Annotated in this window: 23 protein-coding genes; 7 read left to right on the top strand and 16 right to left on the bottom strand. The window is 71.8% G+C overall.

The features are described from left to right. Positions 1–32: 32 nt before the first annotated feature. Genes DEI91_RS06600 through DEI91_RS06610 form a run of 3 tightly spaced genes read right to left on the bottom strand, consistent with a single transcriptional unit; the run spans position 33 to position 2,513 of the window. Positions 33–1,169 (bottom strand): AMP-binding protein, encoded by a 1,137-nt coding sequence (locus DEI91_RS06600; RefSeq protein WP_111051516.1) that lies wholly within the window; start codon positions 1,167–1,169, stop codon positions 33–35. After that, on the bottom strand, positions 1,169–2,098 hold the full coding sequence (locus DEI91_RS06605) for a 1,4-dihydroxy-2-naphthoyl-CoA synthase (protein ID WP_111051517.1): 930 nt from the start codon (positions 2,096–2,098) through the stop codon (positions 1,169–1,171). The genes DEI91_RS06600 and DEI91_RS06605 overlap by 1 nt, the downstream gene beginning before the upstream one ends. A gap of 43 nt (positions 2,099–2,141) precedes the next feature. Continuing rightward, on the bottom strand, positions 2,142–2,513 hold the full coding sequence (locus tag DEI91_RS06610; protein ID WP_111051518.1) for a hypothetical protein: 372 nt from the start codon (positions 2,511–2,513) through the stop codon (positions 2,142–2,144). A 251-nt stretch (positions 2,514–2,764) separates the two neighbouring features. Between DEI91_RS06610 and DEI91_RS06615 the strand changes: the two genes are divergently transcribed. Further along, on the top strand, positions 2,765–3,745 hold the full coding sequence (locus DEI91_RS06615) for an o-succinylbenzoate synthase (RefSeq protein WP_258374345.1): 981 nt from the start codon (positions 2,765–2,767) through the stop codon (positions 3,743–3,745). A gap of 95 nt (positions 3,746–3,840) precedes the next feature. Here the strand turns inward: DEI91_RS06615 and ccsB are convergent, their stop codons facing one another. The 6 genes from ccsB to DEI91_RS06645 form a co-directional block, all read right to left on the bottom strand. Beyond that, a complete protein-coding gene (ccsB, locus tag DEI91_RS06620; protein ID WP_375537672.1) occupies positions 3,841–4,833 on the bottom strand; it encodes a c-type cytochrome biogenesis protein CcsB in 993 nt (330 codons plus the stop codon). After that, positions 4,830–6,620, bottom strand: coding sequence for a cytochrome c biogenesis protein ResB (locus tag DEI91_RS06625; protein WP_111051520.1), 1,791 nt, complete (start codon positions 6,618–6,620; stop codon positions 4,830–4,832). The genes ccsB and DEI91_RS06625 overlap by 4 nt, the downstream gene beginning before the upstream one ends. Positions 6,621–6,636: 16 nt before the next feature. Further along, positions 6,637–7,383 carry a cytochrome c biogenesis CcdA family protein gene (locus tag DEI91_RS06630; RefSeq protein ID WP_111051521.1) on the bottom strand — a complete coding sequence of 249 codons (747 nt, stop codon included), beginning with the start codon at positions 7,381–7,383 and terminating at the stop codon, positions 6,637–6,639. A gap of 3 nt (positions 7,384–7,386) precedes the next feature. Then, a complete protein-coding gene (locus tag DEI91_RS06635; protein ID WP_111051522.1) occupies positions 7,387–8,004 on the bottom strand; it encodes a TlpA disulfide reductase family protein in 618 nt (205 codons plus the stop codon). Beyond that, complete coding sequence (locus tag DEI91_RS06640) at positions 8,001–8,657, bottom strand: histidine phosphatase family protein (protein ID WP_111051523.1); 657 nt, start codon at positions 8,655–8,657, stop codon at positions 8,001–8,003. Before DEI91_RS06640 ends, DEI91_RS06635 begins: the two co-directional genes overlap by 4 nt. Before the next feature lie 68 nt (positions 8,658–8,725). Then, complete coding sequence (locus tag DEI91_RS06645; RefSeq protein ID WP_111051524.1) at positions 8,726–10,216, bottom strand: SulP family inorganic anion transporter; 1,491 nt, start codon at positions 10,214–10,216, stop codon at positions 8,726–8,728. Positions 10,217–10,328: 112 nt separating this feature from the next. Here DEI91_RS06645 and DEI91_RS06650 point away from each other — a divergent pair, with 112 nt between their 5' ends. Both DEI91_RS06650 and aspS read left to right on the top strand, forming a co-directional pair. Beyond that, positions 10,329–10,730: a MerR family transcriptional regulator gene (locus DEI91_RS06650; protein ID WP_111051708.1), complete on the top strand. Its 402-nt coding sequence runs from the start codon at positions 10,329–10,331 to the stop codon at positions 10,728–10,730. A gap of 292 nt (positions 10,731–11,022) precedes the next feature. After that, complete coding sequence (gene aspS, locus DEI91_RS06655; protein WP_111051525.1) at positions 11,023–12,369, top strand: aspartate--tRNA(Asn) ligase; 1,347 nt, start codon at positions 11,023–11,025, stop codon at positions 12,367–12,369. Positions 12,370–12,669: 300 nt separating this feature from the next. On the opposite strand, the gene DEI91_RS06665 is transcribed toward aspS, so the two are convergent. The 5 genes from DEI91_RS06665 to DEI91_RS06685 all read right to left on the bottom strand — a co-directional run bounded on the left by DEI91_RS06665 (position 12,670) and on the right by DEI91_RS06685 (position 14,452). After that, entirely contained in the window at positions 12,670–12,963 is a 294-nt protein-coding gene (locus tag DEI91_RS06665) for a Dabb family protein (protein ID WP_111051526.1), read from the bottom strand. Further along, positions 12,960–13,214 carry a glutaredoxin family protein gene (locus DEI91_RS06670; RefSeq protein ID WP_111051527.1) on the bottom strand — a complete coding sequence of 85 codons (255 nt, stop codon included), beginning with the start codon at positions 13,212–13,214 and terminating at the stop codon, positions 12,960–12,962. The genes DEI91_RS06665 and DEI91_RS06670 overlap by 4 nt, the downstream gene beginning before the upstream one ends. Before the next feature lie 195 nt (positions 13,215–13,409). Beyond that, on the bottom strand, positions 13,410–13,508 hold the full coding sequence (locus DEI91_RS06675; RefSeq protein WP_003792170.1) for a 30S ribosomal protein bS22: 99 nt from the start codon (positions 13,506–13,508) through the stop codon (positions 13,410–13,412). Between the two features lie 147 nt (positions 13,509–13,655). Then, the gene (locus DEI91_RS06680) at positions 13,656–13,850 is read right to left on the bottom strand and encodes a helix-turn-helix domain-containing protein (RefSeq protein WP_058729786.1); all 195 of its coding nucleotides are present in this window, start codon (positions 13,848–13,850) and stop codon (positions 13,656–13,658) included. Positions 13,851–13,936: 86 nt separating this feature from the next. Continuing rightward, the gene (locus tag DEI91_RS06685) at positions 13,937–14,452 is read right to left on the bottom strand and encodes a helix-turn-helix transcriptional regulator (RefSeq protein WP_111051528.1); all 516 of its coding nucleotides are present in this window, start codon (positions 14,450–14,452) and stop codon (positions 13,937–13,939) included. 73 nt (positions 14,453–14,525) lie between these two features. Between DEI91_RS06685 and DEI91_RS06690 the strand changes: the two genes are divergently transcribed. Continuing rightward, positions 14,526–15,962 (top strand): TrkH family potassium uptake protein, encoded by a 1,437-nt coding sequence (locus tag DEI91_RS06690; protein ID WP_111051529.1) that lies wholly within the window; start codon positions 14,526–14,528, stop codon positions 15,960–15,962. Continuing rightward, on the top strand, positions 15,955–16,650 hold the full coding sequence (locus DEI91_RS06695) for a TrkA family potassium uptake protein (protein WP_110824659.1): 696 nt from the start codon (positions 15,955–15,957) through the stop codon (positions 16,648–16,650). The genes DEI91_RS06690 and DEI91_RS06695 overlap by 8 nt, the downstream gene beginning before the upstream one ends. Positions 16,651–16,668: 18 nt before the next feature. Here DEI91_RS06695 and proC read toward each other — a convergent pair whose 3' ends face one another. Beyond that, entirely contained in the window at positions 16,669–17,499 is an 831-nt protein-coding gene (proC, locus tag DEI91_RS06700) for a pyrroline-5-carboxylate reductase (RefSeq protein WP_111051530.1), read from the bottom strand. A gap of 91 nt (positions 17,500–17,590) precedes the next feature. On the opposite strand from proC, the gene DEI91_RS06705 reads away from it, so the two are divergent. Continuing rightward, complete coding sequence (locus tag DEI91_RS06705) at positions 17,591–18,547, top strand: cation diffusion facilitator family transporter (RefSeq protein ID WP_111051531.1); 957 nt, start codon at positions 17,591–17,593, stop codon at positions 18,545–18,547. A 50-nt stretch (positions 18,548–18,597) separates the two neighbouring features. On the opposite strand, the gene DEI91_RS06710 is transcribed toward DEI91_RS06705, so the two are convergent. Continuing rightward, complete coding sequence (locus tag DEI91_RS06710) at positions 18,598–19,029, bottom strand: nucleoside deaminase (protein WP_111051709.1); 432 nt, start codon at positions 19,027–19,029, stop codon at positions 18,598–18,600. Positions 19,030–19,135: 106 nt separating this feature from the next. Here DEI91_RS06710 and upp point away from each other — a divergent pair, with 106 nt between their 5' ends. Beyond that, the gene (gene upp / locus DEI91_RS06715) at positions 19,136–19,771 is read left to right on the top strand and encodes a uracil phosphoribosyltransferase (protein ID WP_110890048.1); all 636 of its coding nucleotides are present in this window, start codon (positions 19,136–19,138) and stop codon (positions 19,769–19,771) included. The last annotated feature ends 265 nt before the right edge of the window (positions 19,772–20,036 follow it).

Below are 20,036 nucleotides of genomic sequence, written 5' to 3' on the forward strand. Positions count from 1 at the left end.
CGGACTCCGGGCGGCTCGTGGGCCCGCCGGTGTCAGGCGCCGGGGTCGGCCAACGTCCGGACGGCCCACCGGTCGGGCTTGCCGGACGGGAGCATCGGCATCCGGTCCACGACGAGCACTGCGGCGGGACGGGCAGCCCGACCGAGCACGTCCCCCACGCGGGCGCGGACGACCTCGAGCGGCACCGCGTGCTCGGTCACCACGACCGGCACCTCGCCCCACTCCCCCGACGCCCGACGCGTCACGACCGCGCCGTCCTGGCCCGGGAGGTCCCGCACGATCCGCTCCACCGCCCCGAGCGGGACCTTCTCGCCACCCGAGACCACCACGTCGTCCAGACGGCCGGACACCCGGACCCGCCCGCCGACGACCGTCGCGGCGTCACCGGTGCGGTACCAGCGGTGCCCGTCGCGCTCGGTGAAGACGGCTGCGGTCCGCTCGTCGTCGTCCAGGTAGCCCTCGGCGAGCATCGGCCCGGCCAGGTGCAACTCGCCGTCGACGACCGCGGCACGGACGGAGTCGAACGGCACGCCGTCGTAGACGCACCCCCCGCTCGTCTCGCTCGCGCCGTACGTCGTCACGACCCGGACGCCGGCCGCGCGCGCCCGGTCGGTCAGGGTCGCCGGGGTCGCCTGCCCCCCGACCAGCACCGCGTCGAACCGTGCCAGTGCCGCGGCGGCTCGAGGGTCGTCGAGCACCCGCGCGAGCTGGACCGGCACGAGCGACGTGTACCGCCGTGGAGCGGCCGGCCCGACCTCGAGCCGGTCGGCCGCGTCGGCGAACGCCCCCGGGTCGAAGTGCCCAGGCGGGACGACGACCGGCGTGGTGCCGGCGACGACCGATCGGGTCAGCACGTTGAGCCCGGCGATGTAGTGCGTCGGCAGGGCGAGCACCCAGCCACCGGGCCCGCCGAGGGCCGCGTCCGCGGCGGCGGCTCCGGCGAGCAACGCCGCCGACGAGAGTGCGACGCGCTTGCCGGTCCCGGTGGAGCCGCTCGTCTCGACGACCAGGGCGACCCGCTCCGGCACGGTCGCCGGCGCTCGTGTCGGCAGCGGCGGAGCGCCGACCGCGACGGGGAGCAGTGCGGGGCCGCCGGTGAGGGCAGCCTCCAGGCCGCGGAGCACGACCGACGGGTCGGCCGCGCTCGTCGCGACCAGCGGGCGGGGCATCAGTAGTGCCAGGGGAAGCCGGTCCAGTCGGGCGCGCGCTTCTCGAGGAAGGAGTCGCGGCCCTCGACGGCCTCGTCCGTGCCGTAGGCGAGCCGGGTGGCCTCGCCGGCGAAGACCTGCTGGCCGACCATGCCGTCGTCGACCGCGTTGAAGGCGTACTTGAGCATCCGGATCGCGGTCGGCGACTTGCCGAGGATCGTCTCGCCCCAGCGGATCGCCTCACGCTCGAGGTCCTCGTGCGGCACGACCTTGTTCACCGCGCCCATCTCGTACGCGCGCTGGGCCGAGTACTCCTCGGCCAGGAAGAACACCTCGCGCGCGAGCTTCTGGCCGATCTGCTTCGCGTAGTAGGCGCTGCCGTACCCACCGTCGAACGAGCCGACGTCGGCGTCGGTCTGCTTGAACTTCCCGTGCTCGGCGCTCGCGATGGTCAGGTCACAGATCGCGTGCAGCGAGTGCCCCCCGCCGGCCGCCCATCCGGGGACGACGGCGATGACGACCTTCGGCATCATCCGGATGAGGCGCTGCACCTCGAGGACGTGCAGCCGCCCCATCGACGCCTGCGCCGCGGCGGGGTCGACGCCCTCGGGCGGCGCCCCCTCGTCACCGACGTACTGGTAGCCGCTCCGCCCCCGGATGCGCTGGTCGCCGCCGGAGCAGAACGCCCACCCGCCGTCCTTCGGGCTCGGGCCGTTGCCGGTCAGCAGCACCACGCCGACACGCGGGTCCTGTCGGGCGTCGTCGAGCGCGCGGTACAGCTCGTCGACCGTCCGCGGGCGGAAGGCGTTCCGGACCTCGGGGCGGTCGAACGCGACCCGGACGATGCCGCCGGAGACGTGCTTGTGGTACGTGATGTCGGTGAACCGCTCGGCGATCGGAGCGGCGGTCCAGACGTCGGGGTCGAACAGGTCGGAGACGGCAGAGGGCATGTCCCGAACCTACCGCGGGCCCCTGCAGCCGGGTCCGACCGGGCTAGCGATCCATGCCGGCGAGCATCTCGGGCGCGACGATGACGACGAGCACGATGAGGATCACCGGGTTCGCGAAGAAGGCGAGCACGACCCCGACGACCCCGTACCAGCGGCCGAACGACCCGACCGCCGAGATGAACCCGAGGACCGCAGCGACCAGGGTGAGGAAGACGACCACGAAGCAGATGCCGAACGCGAAGGTGGTGTCCCCGCCCATGAAGACCGCGAAGGCGCTCGCGTCCACGGCCGCCGCGACGACGGCCAGCCCGAGCGCGATCTTCCCGACGGCGGGGTTCCGGCGTCGGGCGGCGGTCGGACGGGAGACGTCGACGGTGCCCTGGCGCATGAGCCGCGCGAACTCGTCGGTCGCCACCGGGCCTCCTCGTCGGTCCACCTCGTCGGTCCCACGGTCGGCTCCGGAGACGGTGCCGACCCGCCGACCGGTGGTCGACCGGAGCGATGCTAGTGCGCTGCCCTGGCGGTCCCCTCGGAACAGCCGGGAGGACCCCGGGACGGTGCTGGGAGGATGGCAGCGTGCCCGATGTGACCCCGCCGACCAGTCTCCCGTCGTCCGAGGACCGCGGCGGTGCGCCGTCGTCCGAGCCGGTGCCGTCCGCCGGGCCCGTGCTCCCCGACCTCGACGACCTGCTCGCCACCGCCCGGGTCGTCGCGCTGCCGATGCGGGTCCGCTTCCGCGGCATCACCGTCCGTGAGGCGGTCGTCATGCGCGGTCCGGAGGGGTGGACCGAGTTCTCCCCCTTCGTCGAGTACGACGACGCCGAGGCCGCCGCCTGGCTCCGTGCCGCCGTCGACTTCGGGTGGACGCGGCACGAGCCGGCTGCGGACTCGGTCCCGGTCAACGCCACGGTCCCGGCGGTCGCCGCGGCGGACGTCCCCGACCTGCTCCTGCGCTACCCCGGGTGCACGACCGCGAAGGTGAAGGTCGCCGGGCCCGGCACGAGCATCGACGACGACGTCGCCCGGGTCGCGGCCGTCCGTCGCAGCATGGGCGAGGACGCAGCCGTGCGGGTCGACGCGAACGGGCTGTGGTCGCTCGACGCCGCGACCCACGCGCTGGAACGGCTCGCTCCGTTCCGTCTGCAGTACGCCGAGCAGCCCGTCGCGTCGGTCGCCGACCTCGCCACCCTCCGGACCCGCGTGGCCGGCCTCGGCGTCCCGATCGCGGCGGACGAGAGCGTCCGCAAGGCCGCCGACCCGCTGGCCGTCGCCCGGGCCGGCGCCGCCGACGTCCTCGTCGTCAAGGCCCAGCCCCTCGGCGGTGTCACTGCGGCCCGCGCAGTGATCGCCGGGGCCGGCCTGCCCTGCGTGGTCTCCAGCGCGCTCGACACCTCCGTCGGCCTCGGGATGGGCGCGTTCCTCGCCGCGGCCGCGATGGCGCCCGGCTACGCCGCCGGACTCGGCACGGGCGCGATGCTCACGGGCGACGTCACCGCCGACCCGCTCCTGCCCGTCGACGGGCGGATCGCCGTCCGCCGGGTGGAGGCGGACACCGCACTCCTCGACCGCTGGGCGGCCTCCCCCGAGCGCACCGCGTGGTGGGAGGCGCGGCTCGGGCGGGTGCACGCGGTCCTGGCCGCCGAGTAGTCGCGACGCGACCGGACGACGGACGGGAGGCCCGACACCAGCTGGTGTCGGGCCTCCCGTCCGTCCCGGCGTCGCGCGTCGTCGACGCGCGGGGATCAGAGCCCCGAGTAGCTGTGCAGGCCCTTGAAGAAGACGTTGACGACCGAGAAGTTGAACATCACGGCCGCGAAGCCGATGAGGGCCAGCCAGGACGACCGTGCGCCGCGCCACCCTCGGGTCGCACGCGCGTGGATGTACCCGGCGTAGAGCACCCAGATGATGAAGGTCCAGACCTCCTTGGTGTCCCACCCCCAGTACCGACCCCAGGCGCGCTCGGCCCAGATGGCACCGGCGATGAGCGTGAAGGTCCAGAGCACGAAGCCGACCAGGATCACGCGGTAGCTGAGCACCTCGAGACGGTCCGCGTCGGGCAGCGTCGCCATGAAGCGGAGCCCGCGCGACTCCGGTCGACCCAGGCGGTACGTCTGGACGAGCTGCGAGACCGCGAGCCCCGCGCCGAGGGCGAAGAACCCGGTGCCGGCGATGGCGACGAAGACGTGGATGACGAGCCAGTACGACTGCAGCGCGGGCTGCAGCGGGACGACGGGCACGTAGTAGTTCACGGTGGCGATGCCGAGCAGGATGATCGTCAGGCCGGTGATGAACACGCCGAGGAACTCGAGGTCCTGCCAGAACTGTACGAGCAGGAACACCAGGATGATGAGCCCGGTCCCCGTCAGCGAGAACTCGAACATGTTGCCCCACGGCACCCGCTCGGCCGCGATGCCCCGCAGGACGATCGCGCCGACGTGCACCACGAGGGCGAGCACGGTCATCGCCATGCCGACGCGTTCGAAGCGCGACCCGCGCTGACCGCCGCCCGGGCTCGTCTGCTCGACGCGTTCGAGGACGACGGTGCCGCCCTGGACGGTCGCGACGGTGGTCGCCGCGCCGTCCCGCGCACCGGTGCCTGCCGCCGACCCGGCGGTGCCGACGGCGCCGGCGCGCTTGGCCATGTCCAGCGCGAACGAGATGAACGCGATGACGTAGACCGCCATCGCGGAGTACGTCAGGACCACCGAGTAGGTGGCGAGTGTGGTCGTGTTCACTGGGCGATCCTAACTCCGAGGTCCGACATGTGCCGCTGGGCGATATCCGCAACCGCCCGCTCGAGGTTCGGGTCCTCGCCGCGGGCCAGACCCGCGTACTCGAGGTCGAACTCCCCGTGCTCCGCCCCGGTCCGGCGCACGGCCTTGACCCACACGCGTCGACGCGGGACGAACAGCGAGGTGAGCAGGCCGAGCACCGACAGGATCGCGAACGCGGCGACCCAGAGCTGCGACGGGTCGTGGTGCACGTCGAGCGAGACGTACCGCTTCACACCGTCGAACGTGATCGAGCCGGCGCCGTCCGGGAGCTGCTTCGTCTCGCCGGGCTTCATCGAGATGCTCGGGGCGTCCGACTGCCGACCGGCGATCTGCGTCAGGCCCTTCGTCGAGAGCTGGTACACGCTCTGCGGCACACCGTCGTCGAGCCCGAGGTCGCCGGTGTACACCTGCAGCGACAGCATCGGGTTCTCGGTGTCCGGGTAGGCCGACGCGAACGCACCGGAGCCCTGCTTGACCGCGGTCGGGTAGAAGAAGCCGATCATGCCGAGCTGGTCGGGCGACGCGTCCGGGACCTTGATGACACCCGTCGAGGTGTAGTTCGCGTCCTCGGGCAGGAACGGCACGACGTCCTGGAACGCCACGTCGCCCTCGCCGTCGCGCACGGTGACCTGCATCGCGTAGCCGTTGCCGAGCAGGTACACGTTCGTCCCGCCGATCGCGAGCGGTTCGTTCACGCCGAGCCGGCTCGTCTCCTCCGCACCGTCCTGCGTCCGTGCGGTCACGGTCGCCGAGTAGTCGGTGGCCTGTCCGAGCGCGTCGAGGTTGGTCTCCTCGTACTTCGTCTCGAAGTCGTCGAGCGTCAGGTTGTAGCCCTGGAGGTCCGACTGCGAGAACCAACGACCGGGGTTGAAGGAGTCGTAGGAGCCGAGGACGTTCGTGAAGGTCTGCCCCTCGACGAGCAGGCGCTGCCCGGTGTAGCTGAAGCCGCCGCCGAGGCCGACGGCCAGGAGCACACCCACGAGGGCCGCGTGGAACACCAGGTTGCCGGTCTCGCGCAGGTACCCGCGCTCGGCGCTGACGGAGTCCCCGAACCGCTCGACGCGGTAGCCGGAGCGCTTCAGCTGCACCATCGCGCTCGTCACGGCGTGGTCGACGGACGGGAGGCCCGGGGTCGGGTCCGCCCCGCCGGTCGCGGAGTCCTCACGGGCACCGCGGTCCGTCCCGCCGGTCGTGGTGTTCCCGGCGGCACCGGCGTCCGTCACGCCGGTCGCGGTGTCCGCGCGGGCACCGACGGTCTCGGGGGTCACCGCCACCGAGTGGAACCCGGCGAGACGACCGAGGCGCGCCGGCGTCCTCGGGGGACGCGTCCGCAGCGCCTGCCAGTGGTGGCGGGTCCGCGGCACGATGCAGCCGATGAGCGACACGAAGAGCAGCAGGTAGATCGCCGAGAACCAGACCGACGTGTAGGTGTCGAACACCTGCAGCTTGTCGAGGACCGGGAACAGCGCCGGGTGGTCGTTCTCGTACTGCACGACACCGTTCGGGTCCGCCTGCCGCTGCGGCACGAGCGAGCCCGGGATGGCCGCGAGCGCGAGCAGCATGAGCAGGAAGAGCGCCGTCCGCATGCTCGTCAGCTGCCGCCAGGCGAAGCGGAGGTACCCGACGACCCCGAGCTTCGGCTGCGCGATGCCGTCGTCCGGTGCGCTCGACGCGACCGGGGTGCCGTCGACGTGGTCGGACGGTCGCTGGGGGTCCGACGACCGGTCGACCCCGGTCTCGTCGACCACGTCGTCCTCGTTCCTGTCAGACCGCGGGGACAAAGCTCTGGATCACCGCCCCGACGCTCGACATGACGGCCGACCAGATGCCGGTGACCATGAGCAGACCGATGACGATCAGGATCGCTCCTCCGATGATGTTGACGGTGCGCATGTGCCGCTTGACGACGCCGATCGCACCCGAGGCCCACCCGGCGCCGAGCGCGACGAGCAGGAACGGGACGCCGAGCCCGACGCAGTACGCGATGCCGAGCACGACGCCCTGCCAGGCGCTGCCGGACTGGAAGCTGATGAGGTTGATCGCCGCGAGGGTCGGGCCGATGCAGGGCGTCCACCCGAGCGCGAACACGATGCCGAGCAACGGCGCACCGAGCAACCCGGTACGTGGGGTGAAGGAGGACTTGACGGTCCGCTGCAGGAACGTGAACCGTCCGATGAACACCAGTCCCATCGCGATCACGACGATGCCCATGAGCTGGACGATGAGGTCGCGCCAGCGCACGAGCCAGAAGCCGACCGCGCCCGCCGCCGCCGACCCCAGGACGAAGACGACCGTGAAGCCCAGCACGAACAGGAGCACGCCGAGGAGCACGCGCCCGCGGGAGTGCCGCGAGCCGTCGGCGATCCCGCCCACGTACCCGAGGTACCCCGGCACGAGGGGCAGCACGCAGGGCGAGAGGAACGAGACGAGCCCGGCGAGCGCCGCGACGGGCAGCCCGACCAGGAGCTGCCCGCTGAAGATCGCGTCGGCGAAGGGGTTGCCGCTGGTCACCGGTCAGGACGCCTTGCCGGACAGTTCGTCGTCGACCAGGGTGGTGAGGATGCCCGGGCCGTCGACGGCGCCGAGGACGCGCGCGGCGACGCGGCCCTGCTCGTCGAGGACGATCGTCGTCGGCACGGCGTTCGGGGCGATCTCGCCGGAGAGCGCGAGCTGCATGGTGCCGGTCTCGGCGTCGAGCACCGTCGGGTAGTCGACGCCGAACTTCCGCTCGAAGGCCTTCGCGGTGCCGGCCTCGTCGCGGACGTTGACGCCGATGAACTGCACGTCGTCGTCGGCGAACCGCTCGTGCACGGTGTTGAGGTGCTTCGCCTCGGCTCGGCACGGCGGGCACCCGGCGTACCAGAAGTTGATGACGACCACGTCGCCGCGCATGGCCTTCGACGACACCTCGTCCCCCGTGATCGTCTCCGCGGTGAAGTCGATCGGGTCGGAGCGGTCCGCGGCGGCGACCTCGGTGACGGCGCCGGTCCCGGAGATGTAGTTCTGGGTGCTGCCGTTGCCGTACTGCTTCGACAGGGAGTCGTTGCTCGAGGAGCACCCGACGAGGACGAGTGCCGTCGCGATCACGATCGCTGCGGCCCCGGCGGTCCGGGTGCGGGTGGTGCGCGTCACACTGCTCCTTCGTCGATGGCCGTGGCACGGAGCTCGGCCGCGGGGTCCGCGTACCCGACCTCGGTGAACCGGACGGCCGTGGTGTCGGGGGTCCGCACGAGGGTCGTGATGCTCGAGAGGTCGCACCGGCGCTTCCGCGGGTCGTGCCAGAGCGGCTCCCCCGCGAGCCGGCGGTGCACCATCCAGATCGGCAGCTGGTGGCTCACGAGGACGACGTCGCCGTCGTCGACGCTCTCCCACGCGGTCGTGACGGCGGCGAGCATCCGGTTGGCGATCGACTCGTACGCCTCGCCCCAGCTCGGGCGCAGCGGGTTCGCGATCCACGGCCACTCGGCCGGACGCCGGACTGAGCGCTTGGTGAACCCGGGCGGCTGACCCTCGTACCGGTTGGTCGGCTCGATGAGCCGTTCGTCGAGGCGGACGTCGAGGTCGTAGGCCGCTGCCCAGGGCGCTGCCGACTCCTGGGTGCGCTGCAACGGGGAGGCGACGATCGCCCGGACGTCGATGCCGGCGTCCTTCCAGGCGGTGGCCGAGGCCTGCGCCATCCGGGTGCCGAGCTCGCTCAGACCGAAGCCCGGGAGCCGCCCGTAGAGGACACGGTCGGGGTTGTGGACCTCGCCGTGCCGCACGAGGTGGATCTTGGTCGCGGGCATGGGTTCCAGTGTAGGTCGGTCATGCCCGTCCACCGGCCCCACAGCGGATCCACGGACTTCGGGACCGTTCAGTCGAGGTGACCGGACAGGCGGCCGTGCAACGCGGTCGAACCGGTGTTCAGGTTGACCACCTCGACCGTGGAGCCGTGCTTCGCGAACCGCTGCTCGATGCCGTCCAGGGCGGCGACGGTGCTCGCGTCGAAGACGTGCGCCTCGGACATGTCGACGACGACGTGCTCGGGGTCCTCGGCGTAGGAGAACCGGTTGACGAGGTCGTTCGAGGACGCGAAGAACAGTGCCCCGCGCACCCGGTAGCGGACCGTGCGCTCGTCGACCGGTTCGCGCACGACCTCGACGACGTGCGCGACCCGGCGGGCGAACACCAGCGCGGCGACGACGACCCCGACGAGGACCCCGGTGGCGAGGTTCTCGGTCGCCACGACGACCAGCACGGTGATGACCATGACGGCCGTCTCGCCGAGGGGCATGCGGCGGAGGGTGCGCGGCCGGATGCTGTGCCAGTCGAACGTGGCGACGCAGACCATGAGCATCACCGCGGTGAGGGCCGCCATCGGGATCTGTGCGACCAGGTCGTGCAGGACGATCGTCAGCACGAGCACCGCCGCGCCGGCCGTGAACGTGGACACCCTGGTGCGGGCGCCGGCGGTCTTCACGTTGATGACCGTCTGCCCGATCATGGCGCACCCGCCCGTGCCGCCGAAGAAGCCCGACGCGATGTTCGCGATGCCCTGGCCCCACGACTCCCGCCAGGCGCTCGAGCGCGTCTCGGTGACGGCGTCGACGAGCTGCGCGGTGAGCAGCGTCTCGATGAGGCCGACGATCGCCACCCCGAACGCGTAAGGCGCGATGATCCGCAGCGTGTCCAGGGTGACGGGCACCGTGATGCCGCCGAATCCGGGGAGGGCCGTGGGGAGGGCACCCTCGTCGCCGACGGTGGGGACGGCGATGCCGAAGAGCATCGTGATCCCCGTCACGACGACGACGGCGATGAGCGGCGCCGGGACCGCCTTGGTGAGGAACGGGACGCCGACGATGAGCGCGATGCCGAGCGCGGTGAGCGGCCACACCACGACCGGCACGTCGTCGCCGAGGAGGTTCGGCAGCTGTGCGGTGAAGATGAGGATCGCGAGCGCGTTGACGAAGGCGAGGTTGACGCTCCGCGGGATGAAGCGCATCAGCCGTGCAACGCCGAGGAACCCGAGCACGAGTTGGAACACCCCGCCGAGCACGATCGCCGGGACGAGGTACGCGACGCCGTGGTCCCGCACGAGGGGTGCGATGACGAGCGCGACCGAACCGGCAGCAGCCGAGATCATGGCGGGTCGGCCGCCGACGACCGAGATGACGACCGCGAAGACGACGCTCGAGAAGAGGCCGACCGCGGGGTCCACCCCGGCGACCACGGAGAACGAGATCGCCTCCGGGATCAGGGCGAGCGCTGTCACGACACCGGCCAGGACCTCCCGCGTGAGGAGGCGCGGGGACCGCAGTGCGGCGAGGACGCTCGGTGTGGCAGGAGCAGCGGTGGAGGTCGACATCGGGGGCAACCCTACCCTCACGTGAGGGTAGGGATGCACGCGTGCGAGGGTGAGCGGGCACTGCTCGACACACTCAGCCCCGTGCGGCTCGCGCTCTGCCACGATGACGGACATGACCGATCCGGACGTCCCAGCGACCATGCACATCGGGGAGCTCGCGGAGCGCACCGGGATGTCGCTCCGGTCCATCCGGCACTACGACGAGGTCGGGTTGCTCGTGCCGAGCGGCCGCACGACCGGCGGGTTCCGCGTCTACACGGCCGGCGACCTGGAGCGCTTGCTCGTCATCCGTCGGATGAAGCCGCTCGGGTTCACGCTCGAGGAGATGGCGGGACTCCTCCGCGTGGTCGACGGTCTGACGGCCGGGGACCCCGATGAGGCACCCGCCCTCGCCGCGCAGCTCGACGCGTTCCTCGAGGACGCGACGGCCCGCCACGCGAAGCTGTTGGAACGGGCCGCGATGGCCGAGGAGTTCATCGGCACCCTGGGGTCGTTGCGCGCGTCGTTGCCCTGAACCGGCGCCCCTCCTTGCTCGCCGCTCGGCCGCCCTCCGCACTCTGTCTCCCCCTCGCGGTCATGGCGTGACCAGGCCGCAGCACCCCTCCGGACCCTCCGTCATGGGTACCGCCCCGTTCGTCCTGCGACCTGGCCACGACGACGACGCTACGGATGCGGCGGGGCCGCCGCGGGCCTCCCGGCCGGACTGTGGACAGCCGGCGAACCAGCGGTGGCTGTGGAGACTTGCCGTGGGCTGGAACCGGGTTCTCCACAGGCGACGCCGTTCGCGCGCCCGGCCGGTAGACTCGATGACCGTGATCGAACGCACCCGCATCGCCGACCTGGCAAGCCTCCCCGACGGCCCCGTCTCCGTGGCCGGATGGGTCGAGACCGTCCGCGATCAGAAGAAGGTGCAGTTCGTCGTGCTGCGCGACGAGACCGGCGCCGTCCAGCTCGTGAACCCGGCGACGCGCGAAGCCGCTGAGGGCGACGACGCATCGGCCGCTGCGCTCGCGACCACCGAGACGATCTCCGGGCTCGCGCACGGTTCGTTCATCCACGTCGCGGGCACGCTCAAGGCCGACGAGCGCGTGAAGCTCGGTGGGCTCGAGGTCAAGGTCGGGGAGCTGACCGTCGTGAGTGCCGCGATCCCGGAGACCCCGATCGCCGACGACTCCTCGCTGGACAAGCGTCTCGACTGGCGCTTCCTCGACCTGCGCAACCGCAAGCAGAACCTGATCTTCCGCATCCAGACCACCCTCGAGCACGCGTTCCGCACCTACTGGGTCGAGCGGGACTACATCGAGATCCACACCCCGAAGCTCATGGCCTCGGCGTCGGAGTCGCGCGCCGAACTCTTCCAGCTCGAGTACTTCGAGACCACGGCGTATCTCGCGCAGTCGCCGCAGAACTTCAAGCAGATGGCGCAGCCCGCTGGCTTCGGCGCCGTCTTCGAGATCGCCGACGCGTTCCGCGCCGACCCCTCCTTCACGAGCCGGCACGCCACCGAGTTCACCAGCGTCGACGCCGAGTTCTCGTGGATCGAGTCGCACGCGGACGTCATGGCGATGCACGAGGAGGTCCTCGTCGCCGGCATCACGGCCGTCAAGGAGAAGTACGGCACCGCGATCGAAGAGGTCTTCGGCTTCGAGCTGCAGGTCCCGACGACGCCGTTCCCCCGGGTCACCCTCGCCGAGGCGCGCAAGATCGTCGCCGACAGCGGCTACGAGGTCGTCCGTGCGGACGGCGACCTCGACCCCGAGGGCGAGCGCCGTGTCTCCGCATGGGCGAAGGAGCACCACGGCTCCGAGTTCGTCTTCGTCACCGACTACGACGCGTCGATCCGCCCGTACTACCACATGCGTCACGCCGACGACCCGACGCTCACGAACAGCTACGACCTGCTGTTCAACGGCGCCGAGATCTCCACGGGCGCGCAGCGTGAGCACCGCGTCGACGTCCTCACCGCGCAGGCGGAGGAGAAGGGCCTGGACCCGGCGGAGCTCGGCTGGTACCTCGACTTCTTCCGGTACGGGGTGCCGCCGCACGGTGGGTTCGGCATGGGCCTGGCGCGCGTGCTCATGCTCATGCTCGGCGAGCCGTCCATCCGCGAGGTCACGTACCTCTTCCGCGGCCCGACCCGCCTCACGCCGTAGGTCGCCCCCTCCCCCGGGCGGCGGACCGGGTCGGTGGATCGCTCCGGCGCGCCCGGCGCCGACTGCCGCGGTGCCGACCGCCATGGTGCCGACTGGCGCGGTGCCGACCGCCGCGGCACCGACCGCCGCGGCACCGACCGGCACCGCACAACGAGAACCGGCTCGAACCACGGACGTCCGTGGTTCGAGCCGGTTCCCGTTGTGCTCGTCCGCGTCGCGCCGGTCGCGCTCGTCCGGATCCCACCGGTCCCGCTCGTCCGGGTCGCGCCGGTCGTGCGCGATGCTCGGCCTGCCGCCGGCTCAGTCCTGCCAGTCGATGGCCGCGCGGCTCGTGACCATCGCGCGGATCTCGGCGGCGGCGGCCTGGTGCTCCGGGTGGAACTGGTACTCGTCGAGCCCGGCGAGGTCGTCGAACGTCGCCACGACCGCCAGGTCCTGGTTCTTCCCCGGGTAGGCGACGTTCTCGACGACCTCGAGCGAGCGGATCGAGTCGACGACACCGACGAGACCGGTCAACAGCTCGCGCACGCGGGCGACGGACGCCGCGCGATCGAGGTCCTCGCGGAGCGTCCAGGAGACCACGTGACGGATCATGCGCGAGCCTCCGCGAGATCGAGCGCCCGGGCGAGTCGTTCGGCGTCGACGTGCCAGTTACTGTGCACGCGGCCGTCGACGAGCACGACGGGGATGTCCTCCGCGTACTCGAGGCGGAGGGCGTCGTCGTCGAGGATCGACCGTTCCTCGAGGGTGACGCCGGGCCGGTCGGCGACGACGCGCTCGACGATCGGACGGGCGTCGTCGCAGAGGTGGCATCCGGGCTTGGTCAGGAGCGTCACGGCTGTCATGCGACCAGGCTACCCGCGCCGGTGCGGGCGCTCCCGAGGCGCTCGCGAGCGTCGTCGCCAGCTGCAGCCCGGCCAGGCGGTGGGCCGGGCGGGGTAGGAGGACGGGGCCGACCCGACGCGGTTCGACCGTGTCGGCTCCACCCCGGAAACGCAAGAGCCCCGGCGGACCGGGGCTCTTGCTGCGGGTCTCTCGACCTACTTCTTGTTGCGACGCTGGTGGCGCGTCTTGCGAAGGAGCTTGCGGTGCTTCTTCTTCGCCATGCGCTTGCGACGCTTCTTGATGACAGAACCCATGTGGACCTCGCTCGGACTGATGCTGATGTACGGACACCGGGCCGATGAAGCCGCGGAAAATCAACCTGCCCGAGTCTACCGGCTGGCTGCTGCGATGTCGAACGGCGTCGGATCGGGCGGCGACGGTCGGAGATGCGAGCGTCGGGGTCAGCCGACGTCGGCGATGCCGCCACGCAGGAGTTCCGCGACCGCCGACTCCGGCACCCGGAACGACCGGCCGAAGCGGATCGCCGGGAGCTCACCCGCGTGGACCATGCGGTAGACCGTCATCTTGGAGACGCGCATCATCTCGGCGACCTCCGCGACGGTGAGGAAGCGCACGTCGTCGAAACTGCCGGTCATGGTCCGCCTTCGGGCTGGCTGGTGGTGTGACCTGTGTGGTCCCTGGTCACTGTAGGGGCGCGCGCAGCCCGGTGTCCAGCAGCGGTTCAGTCGTCCTCGGACCGCTTCGTGAAGCGGCGCCGGCTGCGGTCGACGACCCGCTCCCATCCCTGCTGGGCACCGGTGATCGCCACCGTCGCGCGGTGCGACGCTTCGGCCATCACACGGCCGAGTTCGGTGCCGACCTCGACGGTCGCCGTGCCGGCCGCGCCGCTCCTGCGGACCGACACCGGCTGCCCGTCCGGCGTCCACGACGTGGTGGCCGGCGCCCCGTCCGCGTCCACGGCACGGGTGAACGGGGCGATCCACTCCTCGATGCCGAGCAGTGGCTCCGGGTCGAGCCGGTAGTAGCGGTGCTGCCCCTCCTCGCGGCTGGTCACGAGTCCGATGTCGCGGAGGACGCGGAGGTGCTTCGACACGGTCGGCTGGCTGACCCCGAGCCGCAGGACGAGCTGCCCGACGCTCAACTCGCCGCCGGTCGCGTCGGCCCCGAGGGCGGTGAGGAGCTCGCCCAGCAGCGCACGCCGCGTCGGGTCCGCGACGACGCTGAAGATGTCGGCCATGCGGCAAGGCTAACGGCGGCCGTGCGGATGTACCATGACGAACCGTCCCGCCCCATGTCCCCGGAGGCATACGATGCTCGACCGCACCGAGCCGGTCCCGACCGTCGGGGACCTGTCGGGTCAGCGCCGCCCGGGGAAGCTCGTGACCGCCCTGCGCTCGTCACCCTCCCGGCTGGCGATCCTCGTCTTCATCGTGCTCATCTTCCTGTTCACGGCGCTGTTCATGACCCCGATGGCGTCGGCGGACGGGACCGTGACGCACTTCTCCGACGCCCTGTTCACCGCGGCGAGCGTCGTCTGTGTCACCGGCCTGGCGACGGTCGACATGGCGACGCACTGGTCGGTGTTCGGCAAGGTCCTCGTCGTCATCGGGACGCAGATCGGTGCGCTCGGCGTGCTCACCTTCGCGTCGATCCTCGGGCTCGTGGTCACCCGCCGCCTCGGGCTGCGCGCCAAGCTCATCGCGGCCGGGGACTCGAACCCGCTGCGCACGCACCACGGCGCCGTGCCGGAGGGCCAGGCGGTCCGTCTCGGCGACGTCGGCACGCTGCTGCTCACCGTCGCGGTGAGCACGCTGACGATCGAGGTCGTCATCGGCCTGCTGCTCCTGCCGAGCGTGCTCGTCACCGGTGTGCCCTTCTGGACGGCGGTCGGCGACTCCTTCTACTACTCGGCGATGGCCTTCACGAACACGGGCTTCGCTCCGAACGCCGACGGGCTCGACCCCTACGCGCACGACTACTGGTTCCTCACCCTCCTGATGATCGGCGTCGTCGCGGGTTCGATCGGGTTCCCGGTCATCCGGACCCTGACCAAGCAGCTCCGCTCCCCGCGCCGGTGGCCGATCCACGTCAAGCTCACGCTCGCGACCAGCCTCGTCCTGCTCCTCGGCGGCACGGCCGCCTACATCGCACTCGAGGCGTCGAACCCCGAGACCTTCGGCCAGGAGGGCGCCGGACGCACCGCCTTCCAGGCCCTGTTCCTGTCGACCATGACGCGCTCCGGCGGGTTCTCGCTCGTCGACTTCGACGAGCTGAACGGCTCGAGCCTGCTCGTGACGGACATGCTCATGTTCATCGGTGGCGGCTCCGCCTCCACCGCCGGCGGCATCAAGGTCACGACGCTGGCCGTGCTCTTCCTCGCGGCCGTCGCGGAGGCCCGTGGTCGGCAGAGCATGGAGGCGTTCGGCCGGCGGATCCCGAGCGACGTCCTCCGCGTGGCGGTCGCGATCGTCCTGTGGGGTGCGACCATCGTCGCCGTCGCCACCGTCGTGCTGCTGCAGATCACCCACGAGCCGCTCGACCGCGTCCTGTTCGAGGTGATCTCGGCGTTCGCGACCTGCGGGCTGTCGTCCGGGGTGTCGGCCGACCTGCCGGAGTCCGGCAAGTACGTACTCGCGGCCACGATGTTCCTCGGTCGTGTCGGTACAGTGACCATCGCCGCCGCGCTCGCCGCCAGTCAGAGCCGGCAGCTGTTCCGCCGTCCCGAGGAGAGGCCGATCGTTGGCTGACCGACACCGTCCGCACGCCCAGCAGGGTCCCGTCAGCCACGACGCCCCGGTCCTCGTGATCGGTCTCGGGCGGTTCGGTGCTGCGACCGCCGGGCAGCTCGAACGGCAGGGGCGCGACGTCCTGGTCGTGGACACGGACGCCGCCCTCGTGCAGAAGTGGTCGGACCGGGTGACGCACGCCGTCCAGGCCGACGCGACCGACATGGACGCGCTCAAGCAGATCGGCGCGCAGGACTTCGCCATCGCGGTCGTCGGCACCGGTTCGGACCTGGAGTCGAGCGTGCTCATCACGGCCAACCTGGTCGACCTCGGCGTCCCGCAGATCTGGGCGAAGGCGATCAGCCGGTCACACGGCACGATCCTGAGCCGCATCGGCGCGAACCACGTGGTCTACCCGGAGCGCGAGGCCGGCGAGCGGACCGCGCACCTGGTGTCCGGACGGATGCTCGACTTCATCGAGTTCGACGACGACTTCGCCGTGGTGAAGATGTTCCCGCCGCGGGCCGTCCGCGGCCGCGACCTCGCGACGACGGTCATCCGGACGCGCCACGGCCTGACGGTGCTCGGCATCAAGCCGCCCGGTCAGGCGTTCGTGCCGGCGACGCCGGACAGTGTCATCGGCGAGGACGACGTCATCATCGTCTCGGGCACGGAGACGGACCTCGAACGGTTCGCGGCGCTCGAGTAGCCCCGCCGGGGGTCGGGCTCAGAGCCGCGACAGCTCCTCGGCCCTGGCCATCGCTGCCCGGGCGGCGTGTTCGAGCACGTCGGCCAGGTCGGCGTCCTGCAGCACGGCCACGGCACGCTCGGTCGTGCCCTTCGGGCTGGTCACCGCGCGGCGCAGGTCGGCCGGCTCGCTGCCGGACCGCGCGAGGAGCTCGACCGCCCCGCGGACCGTGCCCTGCACCATCGTCCGTGCCTGGTCGGGGCTGAACCCGAGCGCCTCCGCGGACCGCTGCCACTGCTCGACGAACAGGAAGACGTAAGCGGGGCCCGACCCGGACACCGCGGACAGCGCGTCGAGCTGCGCCTCCGGGACGTCGAGGACGTCCCCGGACACGGCGAACACGGACGATGCGAGGGCGACCGCCTCGGCGTCGGCCGACGCGCCGGCACTGATCCCGGTGACCCCGAGGCCGACCCCGATCGGCGTGTTCGGGAGGGCACGGACGACACGGACGCCGGCAGGCACGTGGGCCTCCATGGAGGCGGTGGTCACGCCGACGGCGACGCTCACGACGACCGCGTCCGGCTGGAGGTCGGCGGCGACCTCGTCGAGCAGGTCCGCGACGCCGAAGGGCTTCACGCCGAGCACCACGACGCCGGCCCCGCGCACGGCGGCCCGGTTCGCGTCCGGGTCCACCTCGGACGCGACGGCGTGCAGCCCGGCGGACCGGTGTGCCGACGCGGACGCCTCGGACCGGGTGGTGACGGCCACGGAGTCCGGCGACACCCCGGCGGCGAGGAGCCCCTGCAGGACCGCGCCGGACATGGAACCGACGCCGAGCATGGCGACGCGGGGCAGTGCGATGGTCATGGCCCGACCCTACCGACGACCGGGACCGTCCCGACGGCCGGCGGCCCAGTATCGTGGTCGAGGTCGGTACGAGAAGGGGTCGGACAGCCACATGAGCGCTTCCGGAGGGACCAAGGCGATCGTCGCCGCACTCGGTGCGAACGTCGGGATCGCGATCGTGAAGTTCGTCGCGGCGGCGATCAGCGGGTCCGCGTCGATGCTCGCGGAGGGCGTGCACTCCCTCGCCGACTCCGCGAACCAGCTGCTCCTGCTGCTCGGCGGCCGGCGGGCGAGGAAGGCCGCCGACGAGGAGCACCCGTTCGGTCACGGCCGTGAGCGGTACGTGTACGCCTTCGTCGTCTCGATCGTGCTGTTCTCGGTCGGCGGCGTGTTCTCGCTGTACGAGGGCATCGAGAAGTTCGCGCACCCGCACCCGCTCGAGAACTGGTGGCTGCCGATGACCGTGCTCGTCATCGCGATCGGGCTCGAGGGCTTCTCGCTCCGCACGGCCCTGAAGGAGGCGCGGCCGCACAAGGGCGACCAGTCCTGGGTGCAGTTCGTCCGCCGGGCGAAGGCACCGGAGCTGCCGGTCGTGATGCTCGAGGACACCGCTGCCCTGACCGGCCTCGTCTTCGCGTTCTTCGGCGTCGGCCTGACGGTCGTCACCGGCAACGGGGTCTTCGACGCGATCGGCACGGTGCTCATCGCGGTGCTGCTCATCGCCGTCGCGCTCGTGCTCGGTGTCGAGACGAAGAGCCTGCTCGTCGGCGAGGGCGCCAGCTCCGGTGACGTCGCCCGGATCAAGCAAGCCGTGCTCGACGGCCCCGAGGTCGACTCGGTGATCCACCTGAAGACCCTGTACCTGGGTCCGGACGAGCTCATGGTCGGCGTCAAGGTGGCGGTCGACGGCGACCGTCGTCTCGGGGACGTCGCCGCCGGCATCGACACGGTCGAAGAGCGCGTGCGCGCCGCGGTGCCGATCGCCCGGGTCATCTACATCGAGCCGGACGTCCGACGGGACGGGCCGCACCCGTCGACCGAGGCGATCGTGCTCCGCGCCGCCGACTGACGGACCGGTCCCGGCGGGCGGTCGGGCTCCTCAGCGGGCGCCCGGGCTCGTCAGCGGCGCCCGGCGAAGAAGGCGTCGAGGAGCGTCGCGCAGTCCTGCTCGAGCACCCCGGCGACGACCTCGGCGCGGTGTGGGAGCCGACGATCACGGGCGATGTCGTAGACGCTGCCGCTCGCTCCGGCCTTGGGGTCCCACGCGCCGAACACGATCCGGGGGACGCGCGCGGCGAGCAGCGCCCCGGCGCACATCGGGCACGGCTCGAGCGTGACGACGAGCGTGTGCGCGGTCAGGTGCCAGTCCCCCGTGACCGCGGCGGCCGCGCGCAACGCCAGGACCTCGGCGTGCGCGGTCGGGTCCTGACGGGCCTCCCGTTCGTTGCGACCCACGGCGACGACGTCCCCCGCGGCGTCGAGCACGACGGCACCGACCGGGACGTCGCCGGTGGCCAGGCACGCCCGCGCCTCGGCCAGCGCCAGCTTCATGGCGGGGACGAACGGTCGTCCGGCCGGGTGCTCCACACGTCCTCCACCCCGACGCCGACGACGGCCGCGACCGCCGGTCGGGGTGCGGCGCGGTACGCTCGACCCTATGCGAGTCCATGTCGCCGACCACCCGCTCATCACCCACAAGCTCTCGGTGCTCCGCGACCGGACCACTCCCTCCCCCACGTTCCGTGCCCTGACCGAGGAGCTCGTCACGCTCCTCGCGTACGAGGCCACGCGCAACGTCCGGGTCACGGCGACGCCGATCAGCACGCCGGTCGCGCAGACCATGGGCGTGGCCATCGCGAAACCCCGTCCGCTCGTCGTGCCGATCCTCCGCGCCGGACTCGGCATGCTCGAGGGCATGGTCAAGCTCGTCCCCACGGCCGAGGTCGGCTTCCTCGGCATGGCCCGCGACGAGGAGACCTTCGAGCCGCAGACCTACGCCGAGCGGCTGCCGGACGACCTGTCGAACCGCCAGTGCTTCGTGCTCGACCCGATGCTCGCGACCGGTGGGACCCTCGCCGCAGCGATCGAGTTCCTCTTCGACCGCGGTGCGGTCGACGTCACGTGCGTCTGCATCCTCGGCGCGCCCGAGGGCCTCGCCGCTCTCGAGAAGGCGGTCGGCGACCGTGACGTCACGATCGTCCTCGGCGCGCTCGACGAGCGCCTCGACGAGAACGGGTACATCGTGCCCGGGCTCGGCGACGCCGGTGACCGGCTCTACGGCCTCGCCGACTAGCGACCGCGCCACCCCCGGACGGGAGGCTGCCCACCGGACCGGTGGGCAGCCTCCCGTCCGTCGTCATGTCGGGACTGTCCGCTCTCGTGACCGTCCGAGCGGACGGTTGACACGGCGTTGGTATACCGCCGATACTCGGACCATGACTGCAACCCCGTCCACCCGAGCCCTCCGCGAGGCCAAGGGGACCGTCGGCATCATGATGCCGACCACGGCGGTCATGCGTTGTCGAATGTGTGCCTGATCGGTACCCGTTCCAGCCGGA

Origin of the sequence: Curtobacterium sp. MCBD17_032, from assembly GCF_003234855.1 — a bacterium.
Taxonomy (GTDB): Bacteria; Actinomycetota; Actinomycetes; order Actinomycetales; family Microbacteriaceae; genus Curtobacterium.

What these genes read in the sequence shown, in the direction of transcription:
- DEI91_RS06665 (WP_111051526.1), bottom strand. Translation starts at nt 12,963, where the DNA reads ATGATCCGTCACGTGGTCTCCTGGACGCTCCGCGAGGACCTCGATCGC.
- DEI91_RS06705 (WP_111051531.1), top strand. Translation starts at nt 17,591, where the DNA reads ATGAGCGCTTCCGGAGGGACCAAGGCGATCGTCGCCGCACTCGGTGCG.
- DEI91_RS06690 (WP_111051529.1), top strand. Translation starts at nt 14,526, where the DNA reads ATGCTCGACCGCACCGAGCCGGTCCCGACCGTCGGGGACCTGTCGGGT.
- DEI91_RS06600 (WP_111051516.1), bottom strand. Translation starts at nt 1,169, where the DNA reads ATGCCCCGCCCGCTGGTCGCGACGAGCGCGGCCGACCCGTCGGTCGTG.
- proC (WP_111051530.1), bottom strand. Translation starts at nt 17,499, where the DNA reads ATGACCATCGCACTGCCCCGCGTCGCCATGCTCGGCGTCGGTTCCATG.
- DEI91_RS06605 (WP_111051517.1), bottom strand. Translation starts at nt 2,098, where the DNA reads ATGCCCTCTGCCGTCTCCGACCTGTTCGACCCCGACGTCTGGACCGCC.
- DEI91_RS06670 (WP_111051527.1), bottom strand. Translation starts at nt 13,214, where the DNA reads ATGACAGCCGTGACGCTCCTGACCAAGCCCGGATGCCACCTCTGCGAC.
- upp (WP_110890048.1), top strand. Translation starts at nt 19,136, where the DNA reads ATGCGAGTCCATGTCGCCGACCACCCGCTCATCACCCACAAGCTCTCG.
- DEI91_RS06640 (WP_111051523.1), bottom strand. Translation starts at nt 8,657, where the DNA reads ATGCCCGCGACCAAGATCCACCTCGTGCGGCACGGCGAGGTCCACAAC.
- DEI91_RS06685 (WP_111051528.1), bottom strand. Translation starts at nt 14,452, where the DNA reads ATGGCCGACATCTTCAGCGTCGTCGCGGACCCGACGCGGCGTGCGCTG.
- DEI91_RS06680 (WP_058729786.1), bottom strand. Translation starts at nt 13,850, where the DNA reads ATGACCGGCAGTTTCGACGACGTGCGCTTCCTCACCGTCGCGGAGGTC.
- aspS (WP_111051525.1), top strand. Translation starts at nt 11,023, where the DNA reads ATGACCGTGATCGAACGCACCCGCATCGCCGACCTGGCAAGCCTCCCC.
- DEI91_RS06645 (WP_111051524.1), bottom strand. Translation starts at nt 10,216, where the DNA reads ATGTCGACCTCCACCGCTGCTCCTGCCACACCGAGCGTCCTCGCCGCA.
- DEI91_RS06650 (WP_111051708.1), top strand. Translation starts at nt 10,329, where the DNA reads ATGACCGATCCGGACGTCCCAGCGACCATGCACATCGGGGAGCTCGCG.
- DEI91_RS06675 (WP_003792170.1), bottom strand. Translation starts at nt 13,508, where the DNA reads ATGGGTTCTGTCATCAAGAAGCGTCGCAAGCGCATGGCGAAGAAGAAG.
- DEI91_RS06710 (WP_111051709.1), bottom strand. Translation starts at nt 19,029, where the DNA reads ATGAAGCTGGCGCTGGCCGAGGCGCGGGCGTGCCTGGCCACCGGCGAC.